Annotated in this window: 18 protein-coding genes; 15 read left to right on the plus strand and 3 right to left on the minus strand. The window is 33.3% G+C overall.

Annotated elements, in window-relative coordinates; translation table 11 throughout:
- A partial coding sequence (locus tag BM053_RS05095; RefSeq protein ID WP_208600942.1) for a delta-60 repeat domain-containing protein occupies positions 1-344 on the minus strand: 344 nt, incomplete at its 3' end.
- A gap of 424 nt (positions 345-768) precedes the next feature.
- On the opposite strand from BM053_RS05095, the gene BM053_RS05100 reads away from it, so the two are divergent.
- The 8 genes from BM053_RS05100 to argH are packed head-to-tail and all read left to right on the plus strand — an operon-like array spanning position 769 to position 8,730.
- Positions 769-1,341: a GNAT family N-acetyltransferase gene (locus BM053_RS05100; protein ID WP_208600943.1), complete on the plus strand. Its 573-nt coding sequence runs from the start codon at positions 769-771 to the stop codon at positions 1,339-1,341.
- On the plus strand, positions 1,310-2,521 hold the full coding sequence (locus BM053_RS05105) for an argininosuccinate synthase (RefSeq protein ID WP_091475594.1): 1,212 nt from the start codon (positions 1,310-1,312) through the stop codon (positions 2,519-2,521). Before BM053_RS05100 ends, BM053_RS05105 begins: the two co-directional genes overlap by 32 nt.
- Positions 2,508-3,473 (plus strand): N-acetyl-gamma-glutamyl-phosphate reductase, encoded by a 966-nt coding sequence (argC, locus tag BM053_RS05110; protein WP_091474770.1) that lies wholly within the window; start codon positions 2,508-2,510, stop codon positions 3,471-3,473. The genes BM053_RS05105 and argC overlap by 14 nt, the downstream gene beginning before the upstream one ends.
- A 1-nt stretch (position 3,474) precedes the next feature.
- Complete coding sequence (locus tag BM053_RS05115) at positions 3,475-4,623, plus strand: aspartate aminotransferase family protein (RefSeq protein ID WP_091474772.1); 1,149 nt, start codon at positions 3,475-3,477, stop codon at positions 4,621-4,623.
- Positions 4,620-5,567: a Rossmann-fold NAD(P)-binding domain-containing protein gene (locus BM053_RS05120; protein ID WP_091474775.1), complete on the plus strand. Its 948-nt coding sequence runs from the start codon at positions 4,620-4,622 to the stop codon at positions 5,565-5,567. Before BM053_RS05115 ends, BM053_RS05120 begins: the two co-directional genes overlap by 4 nt.
- 2 nt (positions 5,568-5,569) lie before the next feature.
- Positions 5,570-6,352, plus strand: coding sequence for an acetylglutamate kinase (argB, locus tag BM053_RS05125; RefSeq protein WP_091474776.1), 783 nt, complete (start codon positions 5,570-5,572; stop codon positions 6,350-6,352).
- A gap of 4 nt (positions 6,353-6,356) precedes the next feature.
- Entirely contained in the window at positions 6,357-7,439 is a 1,083-nt protein-coding gene (locus BM053_RS05130) for a M20 family metallo-hydrolase (RefSeq protein ID WP_091474779.1), read from the plus strand.
- Positions 7,420-8,730 (plus strand): argininosuccinate lyase, encoded by a 1,311-nt coding sequence (gene argH, locus BM053_RS05135; RefSeq protein WP_091474781.1) that lies wholly within the window; start codon positions 7,420-7,422, stop codon positions 8,728-8,730. Before BM053_RS05130 ends, argH begins: the two co-directional genes overlap by 20 nt.
- Positions 8,731-8,735: 5 nt before the next feature.
- Here argH and BM053_RS05140 read toward each other — a convergent pair whose 3' ends face one another.
- Both BM053_RS05140 and BM053_RS05145 read right to left on the minus strand, forming a co-directional pair.
- Positions 8,736-9,197 (minus strand): Lrp/AsnC family transcriptional regulator, encoded by a 462-nt coding sequence (locus BM053_RS05140; RefSeq protein WP_091474784.1) that lies wholly within the window; start codon positions 9,195-9,197, stop codon positions 8,736-8,738.
- Positions 9,198-9,232: 35 nt separating this feature from the next.
- A complete protein-coding gene (locus tag BM053_RS05145; RefSeq protein WP_091474786.1) occupies positions 9,233-9,409 on the minus strand; it encodes a Sec-independent protein translocase subunit TatA/TatB in 177 nt (58 codons plus the stop codon).
- A gap of 153 nt (positions 9,410-9,562) precedes the next feature.
- On the opposite strand from BM053_RS05145, the gene BM053_RS05150 reads away from it, so the two are divergent.
- From BM053_RS05150 to BM053_RS05180, 7 genes are read left to right on the plus strand one after another with little or no spacing between them, the layout of a single operon-like run.
- The gene (locus BM053_RS05150; protein ID WP_091474788.1) at positions 9,563-10,042 is read left to right on the plus strand and encodes a peptidase; all 480 of its coding nucleotides are present in this window, start codon (positions 9,563-9,565) and stop codon (positions 10,040-10,042) included.
- Positions 10,043-10,062: 20 nt separating this feature from the next.
- Positions 10,063-11,565: a GH3 auxin-responsive promoter family protein gene (locus BM053_RS05155; protein ID WP_091474790.1), complete on the plus strand. Its 1,503-nt coding sequence runs from the start codon at positions 10,063-10,065 to the stop codon at positions 11,563-11,565.
- Positions 11,552-12,436 carry a carboxypeptidase-like regulatory domain-containing protein gene (locus tag BM053_RS05160; RefSeq protein WP_091474792.1) on the plus strand — a complete coding sequence of 295 codons (885 nt, stop codon included), beginning with the start codon at positions 11,552-11,554 and terminating at the stop codon, positions 12,434-12,436. Before BM053_RS05155 ends, BM053_RS05160 begins: the two co-directional genes overlap by 14 nt.
- Positions 12,437-12,478: 42 nt before the next feature.
- A complete protein-coding gene (locus tag BM053_RS05165; protein WP_091474795.1) occupies positions 12,479-14,173 on the plus strand; it encodes a DUF6909 family protein in 1,695 nt (564 codons plus the stop codon).
- Positions 14,173-14,724: a dTDP-4-dehydrorhamnose 3,5-epimerase gene (gene rfbC, locus BM053_RS05170; protein WP_091474797.1), complete on the plus strand. Its 552-nt coding sequence runs from the start codon at positions 14,173-14,175 to the stop codon at positions 14,722-14,724. Before BM053_RS05165 ends, rfbC begins: the two co-directional genes overlap by 1 nt.
- Entirely contained in the window at positions 14,718-15,575 is an 858-nt protein-coding gene (gene rfbD, locus BM053_RS05175; RefSeq protein ID WP_091474799.1) for a dTDP-4-dehydrorhamnose reductase, read from the plus strand. Before rfbC ends, rfbD begins: the two co-directional genes overlap by 7 nt.
- Before the next feature lie 4 nt (positions 15,576-15,579).
- Complete coding sequence (locus tag BM053_RS05180; protein ID WP_091474801.1) at positions 15,580-16,563, plus strand: UDP-glucuronic acid decarboxylase family protein; 984 nt, start codon at positions 15,580-15,582, stop codon at positions 16,561-16,563.
- The last annotated feature ends 2 nt before the right edge of the window (positions 16,564-16,565 follow it).

The raw sequence follows: 16,565 nt of genomic DNA on the forward strand, positions 1-16,565 counted from the left end.
TTTTCTGTTCCACCATTATATGTTGTAAAATCACCTCCTACCATTATTTTCCCATCGGGTTGTACCGCAATAGAATTAACCGAGTTATTAAACCCAGTTCCAGTGATAAAAGAAGTGTCTTTAGTTCCATCAGCATTTAAACGAATTATTCGATTTTCAGTAGCTTGGTTATAAGAAGTATAAATACCTCCCATTAGTATTTTTCCATCAAGTTGTACCACGATTGCATTAACCGAGTTATTAAATCCCGGTAAAGAACCAAAAGTTTGAGCGATATCAGCAGCGTTTTGTGCGTTTCCAAATATAGAAAGCAATATAAGAAATAAAAACAATGTTTTTTTCATAATGAATTTAAGGGATCAATTAATCGTCAAATATAAGTAAATTCTTAAAACACATGCTTTTGAAAATATCAATAATCATAATTTAAATAAAGTCGTTGAGGTTGACGAAGCCAGAAAATGAATTCAGTTGACGATGATATTATAAAATTTATCTGTTTTACTGCTTAAAAGCAGACATTTTAACCCAAAATTTTCTAGGAGATTTTGGGTTTTTTGTTTTTTATAAAAAGAGCAGAATACATTTTTAGTAGAAATTCTTTCCAAATACTGAAAATCAATCGTTTAATTTGTTAATTCTCTTTTAATTATTTAAAACCAACACAATTTACTCTTTAATTTAATATAAATCAGATATAATATCTTTTTATACAACTTAAACAATACAAAATATCTTTATTTGTATATATTTGCAAAAAAATTACAAATGTTTACTATTCAGGTTGCTACGAAACATCACTATGATTGGGCTGCAAAAATTTGCGAAGAAATGGAATCCTCGGCTAAAATTAGAGGAACTGGAATTGCAAAACGGTCGCCCGATTATATCAAGCAAAAGATGGAGGAAGGAAAAGCGATTATTGCTTTAACCGAAGACCATCAATGGGCTGGGTTTTGTTATATAGAAACATGGCAAAACGAGGAATATGTGGCCAATTCAGGTTTAATTGTGGATCCTAAATTTCGTAAAGACGGATTGGCTAAAATGATAAAAGCTAAAATTTTTGAATTGTCAAGAACAAAATATCCGAATTCTAAAATTTTTGGACTTACAACGGGTTTGGCGGTGATGAAAATCAACTCTGAATTAGGATATACTCCAGTTACTTATTCCGAATTAACAAACGATGAACAATTTTGGAATGGTTGTAAAAGCTGTGTTAATTATGAAATATTGACAAGTAAAGATTTTAAAAACTGTCTTTGTACAGCCATGTTATATGTATTTAATAATAAAGAAAAAGAAGATGCAAAAAGAGAAGATAGTATTAGCGTTTAGTGGCGGTTTGGACACGACTTATTGTGCCGTGTTTTTGAGCAAAATTAAGAATTACGAAGTACACGCCGTAACCATAAATACAGGAGCGTTTTCAGAAAATGAAATCCTAGAATTAGAACAAAAAGCCATACAATTAGGGGTAGCATCTTATGTGTGTGTGGATGTTAGAGAAGAATATTATAACGAATGTATCAAATACCTAATATTTGGTAATGTTCTAAAAAACGGAACTTATCCTTTATCTGTGAGTGCAGAAAGAGTAATTCAAGCGCAAAGTGTGGCGAAACATGCTCAATTTTTAAGAATAAAAACGCTGGCTCACGGAAGTACTGGAGCAGGAAATGATCAGGTAAGATTTGACATGATTTTCAACCATCTTATTCCAGATGTTACCATAATTACACCAATTCGAGATAATAAATTAAGCAGAGAAACTGAAATAGAATTTTTAAAATCTCACGGAGTGGAATTCAACTTTGTTAAAGCGAAGTACAGCATCAACAAAGGGATTTGGGGAACTTCTGTGGGAGGAAAAGAGACATTAAATTCTTTTGAAAACTTACCAGAAGAAGCTTGGCCAACTCAAGTCACTGAAAAAGAATCTAAAGAAGTTTCACTTGGTTTTAAAAACGGAGAATTGATTTCTGTGAATGATAAAACATTTGTGCATCCTGTTCAAGCGATTGAACATTTACAAGAAGTAGCGCAACCTTATGGCATTGGAAGACATATTCATGTGGGCGATACGATTATTGGAATTAAAGGAAGAGTAGGTTTTGAAGCCGCAGCGCCAGAATTGATAATCAAAGCGCACCATTTATTAGAGAAACACACCTTAACAAAATGGCAATTATTTTGGAAAGAACAATTGTCGAGTTGGTACGGAAACTGGCTTCATGAAGGACAAATGCTCGATCCAACCATGCGTGATATCGAGGCTTTTTTAAACAACACACAGAAAACCGTAACAGGAGAAGTTTATATCACTTTGTTGCCTTACAGATATGTTTTGAACGGCATAAAAAGCAACCACGATTTAATGTCGGATGCTTTCGGTTCTTACGGTGAAATGAATAATTCTTGGTCGGGTGAAGATGTGAAAGGGTTTACTAAAATTTTTGGCAATCAAACTTCTATCTACCATCAGGTAAATCAAACAGGACAACATGAACAAAATTAAAATAGGAATTATAGGCGGAGCAGGTTATACTGCTGGTGAATTATTGAGAATTTTAATTCATCATCCGTTGGCGGAAATTGTTTTTGTACACAGCAAGAGTAATTCTGGCAAAATGATTTATGACGTTCACGACGATTTATTTGGCGATACGAATTTGATGTTCAGTGATAATTTTCACAACGAAGTAGATGTAATTTTTTTATGTGTAGGACATGGTGAATCAAAAGAGCTGGTAAAACAATTTGATACTTCCATTAAAATTATTGATTTGAGTCAAGATTTCAGATTGATTTCAGAAGGAAATTCCTTTGTTTATGGTTTACCAGAATTAAATAGAGAAGTGATAAAAATAGCTCAACATGTTGCAAATCCAGGATGTTTCGCAACCGCAATTCAATTGGCATTATTGCCTTTAGCTGAAAAAAACCTGTTGCAAAGTGATGTTCATATTACGTGCACCACGGGTTCAACTGGTGCCGGACAATCGTTAAGTGAAACGTCACATTTCAGTTGGAGACAAAATAATTTATCGGTGTATAAAGCTTTCACGCATCAGCATTTAGCTGAAATCGGACAAAGTATTGTGTATGCCCAACCCGATTTTCAGCAAAGTATTAACATGATTCCACAACGTGGTGCTTTCACCAGAGGAATTATGGCGAGTATGTATTTGACTTGTGAAAAGTCGTTAGAAGAAATCGTAAATATTTTTGAAACGAAGTACGAAAATCATCCTTTCGTATTTGTTTCTAAAAAGAATATTCATTTGAAACAGGTAGTAAACACGAACAAATGTTTGTTGTATTTAGAAAAACAAGATGATAAATTATTAATAGTAAGTATCATCGATAATTTGCTAAAAGGAGCATCCGGACAAGCGGTACAAAACATGAATTTGCTTTTTGGTTTAGAAGAAACCATGGGCTTAAAATTAAAACCAAGCGCATTTTAAAATGGAAAATATAGTAGAAGAAAAAACGAATCTTTTTGATGTATATTCAATTTTTCCGATTGAGATTCAAAAAGCATTAGGTTCTAAATTATGGGATAATAAAGGGATTGAATACCTAGATTTATATGGTGGTCATGCGGTAATTTCTATCGGACATAGTCATCCAGAATATGTTTCAGCGATTACCAAACAGTTGAAAAATATTGGTTTTTATTCAAATTCAATACAAATCAAATTGCAAAACCAACTCGCCCAAAAACTAGGAGAACTTTCAGGATATACAGATTACAATTTATTTTTATGTAATTCTGGAGCTGAAGCGAATGAAAACGCTTTCAAATTAGCTTCGTTTTATAATGGAAGAAAGAAAATAATCGCTTTTAAACAAGGTTTTCACGGAAGAACTTCTTTGGCAGTTGCCGCAACAGACAATCCAAAAATTGTCGCACCAATTAATGAAAATGAGAACATTATTTTTCTGTCATTGAATGATGTGGACGCTTTTGAAAAAGTGTTTGATGAAGAAATATGTTGTGTTATTATTGAAGGTATTCAAGGTGTTGGAGGTATAAATATTCCTAATCCTGAGTTTTTACAACATTTAGAAAAAAGATGTAATGAAAACAATAGCATTTTAATTTTGGATGAGGTGCAATCTGGTTATGGTAGAACAGGGAAATTCTTCGCACATCAGCATGCCAATATCAAACCTCACATTATTACCATCGCCAAAGGAATGGGAAATGGTTTTCCGGTAGCTGGTTTGTTGATAAACCCAGAAATTGAAGCTAAAAAAGAAATGTTAGGCACCACTTTCGGAGGAAATTATTTGGCCTGCGCTGCGGCTATTTCGGTACTTGATGTGATAGAAAAAGAGCATTTAATTGAAAACGCTTTAGTCTTAGGTGATTATCTGAAAGATGCATTGGAAGATATTCCACAAATTAAAGAAGTTAGAGGATTAGGATTAATGATTGGAATTGAGTTGCGTCAACCGTGTGCGGAAATTCGAAATAGATTATTGTTTAAAAACAGCATATTTACGGGAGCATCGAGTAACAAAAACACGTTGCGTATTTTGCCTTCTTTAGCTGTTTCCATTGACGAAATCGACCAATTTATCCATGCATTAAAAGACAATTTAAAATGAAACAATTTATTTCCGTAGAAGACATCGAAAACCCCAAACAACTGTTAGAAGATGTTATAAGTTTAAAAAAAAATGAAAAATTTTCCACGATTGGAAATAATAAAACAATTGGTTTAATTTTTTTCAACTCCAGTTTACGTACGCGTATGAGCACGCAAAAAGCCGCTCAGAATTTAGGCATGCAAGTGATGATGATTAATGTGAGTAGCGACAGTTGGGCGTTAGAATTTCAAGATGGTTCTGTAATGAATGGCGGAACGGTAGAACACATTAAAGAAGCAGCTGCCGTTATGGGTTTGTATTGCGATATTTTGGCGATTCGTAGTTTTCCATCGTTAGTAAACAAAGAAGAAGATTATTCGGAAGAAATTCTAAATAAGTTCATCAAATATTGCAAAGTTCCAGTGGTGAGTTTGGAGTCGGCGACGTTACATCCGTTGCAAAGTTTAGCAGATATGGTTACGATTAAAGAACATCAAAAACAAAATAAGCCTAAAATTGTTTTGACTTGGGCGCCGCATATTAAACCGATTCCTCAAGTTGTAGCCAATTCGTTTGCACAATGGGCATTGGCATGCGAACACGATTTAACAATTACACATCCTGTTGGTTATGAATTGTGTGAAGAATTTACCAAAGGTGCGAAAATAGAATACGACCAACAAAAAGCGCTTGCAGAAGCTGATTTTGTGTATGTGAAAAATTGGTCATCATTTACAGATTATGGAAAAGTTTTAGACGTAAAAGAAGATTGGATGCTCAACCAAGAAAAAATGAAAGTAACCAATCATGCAAAAATTATGCATTGCTTGCCAGTGAGAAGAAATTTGGAATTATCCGATGAATTAATTGATGGAGATGATTCATTGATTTTGGCTCAAGCCGAAAACAGAGTCTATGCCACTCAAACCATATTAAAGAAAATAATTGAAAATATAACCTAATCATGAAAAGCTTACAAATCATAAAAATCGGAGGAAATGTTGTAGATGATGCTGTTTTATTAGACCAGTTTTTATATGATTTTGTACAAATAAAAACGCCTAAAATTTTAATTCACGGTGGGGGAAAAATTGCTACAGAATTAGCTCAAAAACTAAATGTTGTGCAAACAATGATTGAAGGAAGAAGAGTTACAGATTCCGAAACGTTAAAGATTGCAACCATGGTGTATGCTGGTTTGGTAAATAAAAATATTGTAGCCAAACTGCAATCGAATCAATGCAATGCTATTGGTTTGAGCGGCGCTGATGCGAATGTTATTTCTGGAAAAAAGAGAAATCATCCAACGATAGATTTTGGATTTGTAGGCGATATTGTTTCGATTAATATCAATCAAATTATCAGTTTCATCAATCAAGGATTAACACCTGTTTTTTGTCCGATTATACACGATTCGGAAGGAACTTTATTGAACACAAATGCGGATACAATTGCGACACAAATCGCAATTGAATTAGCTAAAACGTATCAAGTAAATCTTAGTTTTTGCTTTGAGAAAAAAGGCGTGTTGCGCAATCCAAATGATGACGAATCGTATATTCCAGTGATTAACCGACCCGAATATGAACGATTAAAAGCGAGCAAAATTATTTCAAACGGAATGATTCCAAAACTCGATAACGCTTTTGATGCAATTAACAACGGAGTACACAAAGTGTTACTTTATCACGCGAATCAAGTAGCAACATTGGAAACGAATTTGATAGGAACGCAATTACAAAATTAAACAAATGGAACAGCTTAAAAACGAAGTTATAAATTTATTACAACAGTTAATTACGATTGAATCTTTCAGTAAAGAAGAAGATAAAACAGCGGAATTAATCGAACAATTTTTCACACAAAAAGGAATTAAAACCAACAGATTGTTAAATAATGTTTGGGTTAAAAATAAATTTTTTAATGAAAGTAAACCAACAATTTTACTGAATTCGCATCACGATACGGTTAAACCAAACAAACAATATACTCGAAATCCATTTAGTCCAGATATTGAAGATGGAATTTTATACGGTTTGGGAAGTAATGATGCTGGCGGACCACTGATTTCTTTAGCGGCTTGTTTTTTGCATTTTTATGACAACCCGAATTTGAAGTTTAATTTAATTTATGCAGCTACAGCCGAAGAAGAAATTTCAGGGAACAATGGAGTCGAAATTCTCTTGCCAGAATTGGGTGAAATTTATTTTGGAATTGTGGGTGAGCCAACAAAAATGGATATAGCTATAGCTGAAAAAGGCTTGTTTGTTATTGATTGCATCGCACATGGAAAATCAGGTCATGCGGCTAGAGAAGAAGGTGAAAACGCCATTTATAAAGCATTGAAAGATATTGAATGGTTTAAAAATTACGAGTTTCCGAATGAATCTGAAATGTTCGGAAAAGTAAAAATGACGGTGAGTATTATTAACGCTGGAAGTCAACATAACGTGGTTCCAGGAAAGTGCGAATTTACCGTTGATATTCGAACAACAGACAAATACAACAATCTGGAAGTATTGGAAATTATCAAGCAAAATGTGTCGAGTGAAGTCATTCCGCGTTCCACTAGATTGAATCCTTCATTTGTGTCTAAAGACCATCCGTTAGTTCAAGCCGGAATCGAAATTGGAAGAGCAACTTATGCTTCACCAACCACTTCTGATCAAGCTTTGATGCCTTTTAAAACATTCAAAATGGGACCAGGAGATTCTGCTCGTTCACATACTGCTGATGAATTTATTCACATCAATGAAATAAAAGAAGGAATCGATTTATACATACAATTATTACAAACATTTAATCAACATTTCGATGAAACTTTGGCAAAATAACACAGAAAAAACAAACGAAACCATTCAAAAAATGGTGGAAGATTTTACCATTGGTGAAGATAAAATTTGGGATTTATACTTGGCAGAATCAGATGTTATCGGTTCGATGTCTCACACAACAATGCTGAAAGAAATCGGACTGATTAGCGAAAACGAATTAAAAGCGATTAAAGAAAATTTAAACGAAATTTTAGATTTGATTCAAAAAGGAGAATTTAAAATAGACGAAGGTGTGGAAGATGTACATTCTCAAATTGAAATCATGCTGACCGAAAAAATCGGAGACATCGGTAAAAAAATTCATTCTGGACGTTCACGTAATGATCAATCTTTGTTGGATATTAAGTTGTTCATCAAAAAGGAAATTAAAAGTATTGTTGAAAAAACAACACCCGTTTTCAAGGAATTATTAAAGCTTAGTGAGAAACATAAAACCGATTTATTACCAGGATATACGCATTTTCAATTAGCAATGCCTTCTTCTTTTGGACTTTGGTTTGGCGCTTACGCGGAAAGTTTAAGTGACGATTTAGAACTGTTACTTGCAGCGTATAATGTGGCGGATAAAAACCCATTAGGTTCAGGAGCAGGTTATGGTTCTTCGTTTCCTTTAGATAGAGAAAAAACAACAAACTTGCTCGATTTTCAAACCCTAAATTACAATGTGGTTTATGCACAAATGACCAGAGGAAAAACCGAGAAAATTACAGCAATGGCCTTGGCGGGAATGGCGAGTACGTTAACCAAATTGGCTACGGATGTGTGTTTATATATGAATCAAAATTTCGGATTTATTAGTTTTCCTGACGAATTAACAACGGGTAGTAGCATCATGCCACATAAAAAAAACCCAGATATTTTCGAGTTAATCAGAGCCAAATGTAACAGAATTCAAGCGCTTCCGAACGAACTGACAATTCTAACCAATAACTTACCTTCAGGTTATCACAGAGACATGCAATTAACAAAGGAATGTTTGTTTCCTGCGATAATTAGTCTAAAAAATTGTTTGGATATTTTATTGGTAATGCTTGATAATATTGTCGTAAAAAAGGATATTTTAAAAGATGAGAAATACCTTAACTTGTTTACTGTGGAAGAAGTCAATAAATTGGTTTTGGCTGGAATGCCTTTTAGAGATGCCTATATGGAAATTTCAAAAAGAGTGAAAAACAATACTTTTGAATCAAATGTTTTAGAAGTAAATCACACTCACGAAGGAAGTATCGGAAATTTATGCAACGATAAAATATTGGAATTATTTACTGATAAAATAAAACGTTTTAAATAACAATTTTACTCTTCAGACAAAGGATAAATTGTTTCGTTTTTGATCATGCTCATCACAATATTACTGTGGTATTGCCCAATATTAGGAATGTTTGCCAGTTTATTAATGATAAAGTCATTGTAAGATTCAATGTCTCTAGTTGCGATTTTCAACATATAATCGTAAACACCAGATAAACTGGTAATTTCCATAATTTCAGGAATGTCAATTATTATATTTTCAAACGCTAATAAATGCTCCTTAGACTGCATTTTTAGGGTAATATTACAATAAGCAAATAGTTTGATACCTACTTTGTATGGATCTAAAATAACCGCTCTTTTTTTAATGACACCTGATTCTTCAAGATGTTTTATCCTTTCATAGGTTGGAGAATAGGAAAGTCCAACTAATGCCGCAACATCTTTTACAGAAATAGTACAATCTTTTTGTAAAACATTAAGTATTCTTGCGTCAATTTTATCCATACATGTGCTGTTAAATAGAAAAAAGAGTAATAAAATTACTCTTTAGTTTCTTCTTTTTTAGAATCTGCAGGTTCGTCACCTTTTGCAGCATTTTTGAATTCTTTGATTCCGCTACCAAGACCTTTCATCAATTCTGGAATTTTTTTACCTCCAAAAAGTAATAAAACAACTGCCAATATCATTAATATCTCTGTAACTCCAAATTTTCCCATGATAGATAAAATTATGCTTTCGCAATTTAAAAATAAAACATCAAGCAAAGATATTAAAGAATTTAATAAACCTTTATTTTTTTAACGATTTATTATTACTAATAAACTAACTACGCGTTCTAATTATTATATTTGTTGTAATTATTGTAATTTATGTCAGAAAAAAGATTAAAAAGGAAAGCATTTTTCGATAAAATAAAAACAAAACGAAGATTGATTATTTTGAACGAAGAAACTTTTGAAGAAAAATTTTCTTTCAAACTCAATATTATTAACGTCTTTATTGTGGCTACTCTTGGGGCTATATTTCTTATTTCGATAACAAGTTATATCATAGCATTTACACCACTTCGCGAATATATTCCAGGATATGCTTCGACACAACTAAAAAAAGATGCACTAAATTTAGGGCTCAAATCGGACTCTTTAGAATTTGCTTTAAAGAAAAATGACGCCTACATACAATCTGTTAAAAAAGTGTTAACAGGCGATTTAGAATATGCCAAAGTCAATAAAGATTCAATCATGGCATCAGAATATGTAGACCCTTCCGAATATAATTTTGAAGCCTCGCCAGAAGAACTCGAACTCAGAAAAAAAGTCGAAGCAGAATCTAAAAAAGTTAAAAAATAAGAGCCTAAAGCCTTTTACAAATGTCAACAAAATCCTTTTTAGCCAAACAATTTGCAAAAAAAATTCATAAAAAAACCCTGAAATGGGTTCAAAATCCTATTGAAACCCAGCAAAAAGTTTTTCAAGATTTAATTCATCAAGCAAATAATACAAAGTTTGGAAAAGATCATAATTTCAGTAAAATTAAAACTTTTGAAGATTTTGTAAAACAAGTTCCTATAAGAGATTACGAAGAATTAAAGCCCTATGTTGACAAGGTTGTAAATGGAGAAAAAGACATTCTTTGGAAAGGAAAACCACTATATTTTGCTAAAACATCAGGAACAACTTCAGGCGCAAAATACATTCCACTTACAAAAGAATCGATGCCTTTTCATATCGAAGCAGCAAGAAATGCCATTTTAAGTTATATTCACGAAACAGGAAAATCAGATTTTGTAAACGGGAAAATGATTTTCTTGCAAGGAAGCCCAATTCTTGAAGAAAAAAACGGAATCAAATTAGGAAGATTATCAGGAATCGTAGCGCATTTTGTCCCAAAATATTTGCAAAAAAACCGAATGCCATCTTGGGAAACTAATTGTATTGATGATTGGGAAACCAAAGTAAATGCTGTTGTAGAAGAAACTTTTAATGAAAACATGACGGTCATTTCTGGAATTCCGTCGTGGGTGCAAATGTATTTCGAGAAACTGCATCAAAAAGCCGGAAAACCAGTAGGAGAATTGTTTAAAAACTTCAATTTATTCATTTACGGCGGCGTAAATTATGAACCTTACCGAGCCAAATTCGAAAATCTTATTGGACGAAAAGTAGATTCAATTGAGCTTTTTCCTGCTTCCGAAGGATTTTTTGCTTATCAAGATTCTCAGAAAGAAAAAGGAATGCTTCTTTTATTAAATTCAGGAATTTTTTATGAGTTTGTAAAATCTGATGAATTTTTTACCGAAAACCCCAAACGACTTACCATTGGCGAAGTCGAATTGGGCGTAAATTATGTTTTAATCATTTCTACCAACGCAGGACTTTGGGCTTATAATATTGGCGACACAGTTCAGTTTACGTCTTTAAAACCTTATCGCGTAATAGTTTCTGGGCGTATCAAACATTATATTTCGGCTTTTGGCGAACACGTAATCGGAAAAGAAGTAGAAAGCGCCATGCAAGAAGCCATGCAAAATACAGCGGTTAGTGTAAACGAATTTACGGTGGCGCCACAAATTTCTCCAGCAACTGGATTACCTTACCATGAATGGTTTATCGAGTTTGAAAATGAGCCAGAAAACATCGAAAATTTTGCTTTGCAGGTAGATGATGCGATGAGAAAGCAAAATACTTATTACGATGATTTAATCGTTGGTCATGTGTTACGAACACTTGTAATTACTAAGGTTAATAAAAATGGATTTCAGGATTATATGAAATCTATCGGGAAATTGGGCGGACAAAATAAAATCCCAAGATTGTCTAATGATAGAAACATTGCCCAAAAATTAGAAAAGGAAATAAATGATACAAAATAGATTTTTAATTTGCTTATTTTTAGTAAGTTTTTCGATTACCGCTCAAATAAAAGGAGTTGTAAAAGACAGTATTTCAGGAAAACCAATTCCGTATGTAAGTGTTTGGATTCAAAACGAAAATATTGGCACAACTACCGAAGAAAATGGAGAATTTATAATCAATTTGATGGAGAAAAACAAAAACTTAATATTTTCTGCATTGGGTTTTGAAAAGAAAATTATTAAAGCTTCAAAAGCCATTTTGGTGAACCTAAAACCAATAGCTTATCAATTAGATGAGGTTGTAATTTCCGAAGAAAAATTAGAAACAAAAGTAGTAGAAATAGGTAAAACAGACAATCAAATTTATCAATCGTTTGATAACGGACCAAGAGTTGACACAAAATATTTTCCCTATCGCGCAACTTACAAAAAAACAAAATTTATAAAGAAAGTCACTATTGAAACTGACAGTAGAATAGAAAACGCTACAATTAAAATCCATTTTTATAGCGTCGATGCAAATGGTTTTCCTGGCGAAGAATTGCTAGACAAAGACTTTATTGTTTCGATAAAAAAAGGAACAAAAAAGAATTTTTTCGACGTAACAAAATTTAACCTAACAATGCCTAAAAAAGGACTTTTTGTTGGATTTGAAAAATTAATTATAGAAAAAAACAAACTAGAAAAAACTATTACCGATTCGCAAACAAATAAAACTGAAATACAAAAAAAATACTTTCCTCTTGTGATGTATAATTTTGTAGAAAGAGACTTTTTATATACTTTCTCAGGCGGAAAATGGAACAGACAAACCAAGCATAATGACATCGATTCGTCAGACAAAATTATGATGTACGAACCAGCAATAAACCTAATTCTTACCAACTAAATATAAAAATCGTATCTTTGTCGGTTATAAAATTAAAATTTAATGAAGGAAATTAAAAACATTTCGCGCTCACGAGCGCAAGAATCGTCGGCAGCTATCGAACGATTGTACATTACAATGCGTCATTTATTCAACAGAGGTTTCTACAAACCAATGGGAATTTCTGGAGAAACTTTAAGAGAAGCATTACTGGCATTAAGACCCGAAATATATGGGACTATTGCCGAAGAAAAAGTAGAACTAAACGGGTTACTATACGTTATAGAGCGTCTTCCAGTAGGAATTGAAGAATGTCGTTACATCAATTTAACATCGGACGAAGGTTATTCTAACTCACACTTTCAAGCCATTGTTCCGCCAAAACGTAGAAGAAATTGCTACCGAATTGATGACGAACAAATGAATGTAGAAATCACACGTGGTCGTTCAGATATTTATGATATTCTGACGCATTTAACGTTTATATTCATCGAATCTCACAAAATTAAAGATAGAGTTCTTATTGATGAAGACGGACGAGTATCTCGCGATTGGGAAAAACTAGAACAAGCCGCGCTACAAAACAAAAAACTAACATTAATAGAAAGAGAAAAAGCTATTTCTCACGCAGCCAATATTTTAGGAAGAACATTTGCCGAGGTAAAAGATATTTACGAAAGTTTTGGAAACACTGCAGCGCCAGATCGTTTCTTACATATTATTTATTGGTTAGGGAAAATCGCTATCGAAGAAGTGGTTGATAATAACAAAAGAACCATCACTTTTAGCCCAATTTTAAGAGAAAGATTAGGACACCACATTCACGGAGAAATTTGGGCAAATGATATTAAAGAAGTTTTGCAAAAAAACAATTTATTATCTAGACCAATCCACGTAATTAGTGCCAATATGCACAGTGTGATGAACTCTATTTTTGCAACTCACGTGCTTAAAACAAAATTTAAAGACAAATCAGATTTCGATATTTACGAAGAATTAAGCAAGTCTGGGGCCAATGATGTTCGTGATAAAGTAGAAGAATTTGCGATAAAACACGGTATGATTTCTTTGCCAGACACATCGGGAACCAATATTGATGTTCAAATCTTTGATACTGCTAAAATCGATTGGACAAAATCGGCTTTCGCCAAAGCAAAAATCGGCGAAGTTTCGCCAGTTTTAATTGTTATGGATTATGCTTTCGGAGAACAAGCTTTTGAAACTATCGATGAGTTATTGAAACCTTACAAAGTAGGAAAAGAGAAAACGTTCCTAAATGTAGAATCGGTTTCTATCATGGGAAAAGCAGGTATTCTAGAAGGCGGAAAAGGAGATATTATGATTCCTAATGCGCATATAAACGAAGGAACAGCCGATAATTACCCGTTTCACAACGAATTAACTGCACAAATGTTTGAAGGAAATGACATTCCAGTTTTTGCAGGACCAATGATTACAGTTTTGGGAACATCTTTACAAAACAGAGATTTATTAAAGTTTTTCCACGAATCTACTTGGGAAGCCATCGGACTAGAAATGGAAGGATCTTATTACCAAAAAGCAATTCAAAGTGCATCAAAAATTAGAAAAAGTATCAACGAAAATGTAAAAGTTCGTTACGCTTATTACGCTTCAGATAATCCTCTAGAAACAGGAAGTACGCTAGCTTCAGGTGGTTTAGGAACAACAGGTGTAAAACCAACGTACTTGATTACCATTAAGATATTAGAACAAATTTTTAACGTAAATAAATTATAATGAATTTTATTGCAACTAATTTAACAGGTTGTTTTGTGCTTGAACCGAAGATTTTTCATGATGACCGAGGTTATTTTATGGAAAGTTTTAATGAAAAAACTTTCGAAAAAGGAATTGGACAAAAAGTTCATTTCATACAGGACAATCAGTCGTATTCGTCAAAAGGAGTTTTGCGTGGTTTGCATTATCAAACAGGCGAACATGCTCAGGCAAAATTAGTGCGAGTATTGCAAGGCGAAGTGTTGGATATTGCTGTCGATATTCGTCCAGAATCGCCAACTTACGGACAGTCATTTTCTATATTATTAAGTGCCGAAAATCAGAAACAATTGTTTATTCCGAGAGGATTTGCACACGGTTTTTTGGTAACTAGCGAAACGGCAACTTTCTTTTATAAATGCGATAATTTTTACAACAAAGAAAGCGAAGGCGGAATAATTTATAATGATTCAGCTTTAAAAATAGATTGGAATTTTCCTGAAAATGAATTGATTATTTCCGAAAAAGATGCGATTTTGCCAACACTAGAAAACGCCAAAAAAGTATGGTAATTTTAGTTACAGGAGCATCGGGACAATTAGGTCAATCGATTCAGTTTATTGCTTCAAATTATGCTGATTGCGAATTTATTTTTGCTTCATCACAAGATTTAGACATTACAAATCAAGACCGAGTAAACAATTTTTTTGATACCAATAAAATCAATTTTTGTATAAATGCTGCAGCCTACACAGCTGTTGATAAGGCCGAATCTGAAACAGAAAAAGCAGAAGCTATTAATGTTGTTGGGCCAAAAAATTTAGCGATTGCTTGCAAAAAAAACAATGCAAAACTAATACACATTTCGACCGATTTTGTTTTTGATGGCGCATCAAACAAACCTTATTCAGAAACTGACGAAACAAATCCGTTAAACATTTATGGTAAAACAAAACTAGACGGAGAGCAAGCGGTCAGAGATAATATTGATGAATATTTTATCATTAGAACTTCTTGGGTTTATTCTCAATTTGGTAATAATTTTATGAAAACCATGTTGCGATTAGCATCAGAAAGAGATAGTTTGAGCATTGTTTCAGACCAAATCGGTTCGCCAACAAATGCGGTCGATTTAGCTAAAGCGATTATGCAAATAGTTTCTCACACTGAGCGTAGTCGAAGTGCCAACACCCAATACGGAATTTACAATTTTAGTAATGAAGGCATAGCAAGTTGGTATGATTTTGCTGTAGAAATTTTTAAAATAAATAATGTTGTTATCGATGTAAATCCAATTCCAACCGAAGCATTCCCTACACCAGCAAAAAGACCAAAATACAGTCTTTTAGACAAATCGAAAATAAAAAACACTTTCGGAATCGAAATAAAAACTTGGCAAGAATCGCTATTGCAAACGCTATAAAAAAATGAAAAGAATACTAATAACAGGAGCGGCAGGGTTTTTAGGTTCGCATTTGTGTGATCGATTTATCAAAGAAGGTTATCATGTTATCGGAATGGATAATCTGATTACGGGTGATCTAAAAAACATCGAACATTTATTCAAATTAGAGCATTTTGAGTTTTATCATCACGATATTTCAAAATTCGTGCATGTTGCAGGCGATTTAGATTATATTCTGCATTTTGCATCGCCAGCAAGCCCAATAGATTATTTAAAGATTCCCATTCAAACCCTAAAAGTAGGTTCGTTAGGAACACATAATTTACTTGGATTGGCAAGAGTAAAAGGCGCAAGAATCTTAATAGCTTCTACATCGGAAGTTTACGGAGATCCATTGGTTCACCCACAAACCGAAGAATATTTTGGTAATGTAAACACAATAGGACCAAGAGGAGTTTATGATGAAGCCAAACGTTTTCAGGAATCAATCACAATGGCTTACCACCGTTTTCACGGATTAGAAACTAGAATTGTGCGTATTTTCAATACCTATGGCCCAAGAATGCGACTCAATGATGGTCGTGTTATTCCGGCATTTATTGGTCAAGCATTGCGTGGTGAAGATCTGACTATTTTTGGAAATGGTTTGCAAACCCGTTCTTTTTGTTATGTAGATGATCAAGTAGAAGGAATTTTTAGATTGTTACATTCAGATTATGTTTATCCAGTAAATATTGGAAATCCGGACGAAATAACTATTAAAGATTTTGCCGAAGAAATTATAAAGCTCACAGGAACAAATCAGAAAATTGTGTATCACGATTTACCAGAAAATGATCCGTTGCAAAGACAACCTGATACAACAAAAGCCAAAGAATTATTAGGTTGGGAAGCTAAGGTTTCTCGTTCTGAAGGAATGAAAATTACTTACGAATATTTTAAATCATTACCGCAAGAAGAATTATTAAAAGAAGAACATAAAGATTTTTCAGGTTATATCCGTTAATT

This window comes from Flavobacterium swingsii (assembly GCF_900111965.1).
Lineage (GTDB): Bacteria > Bacteroidota > Bacteroidia > Flavobacteriales > Flavobacteriaceae > Flavobacterium > Flavobacterium swingsii.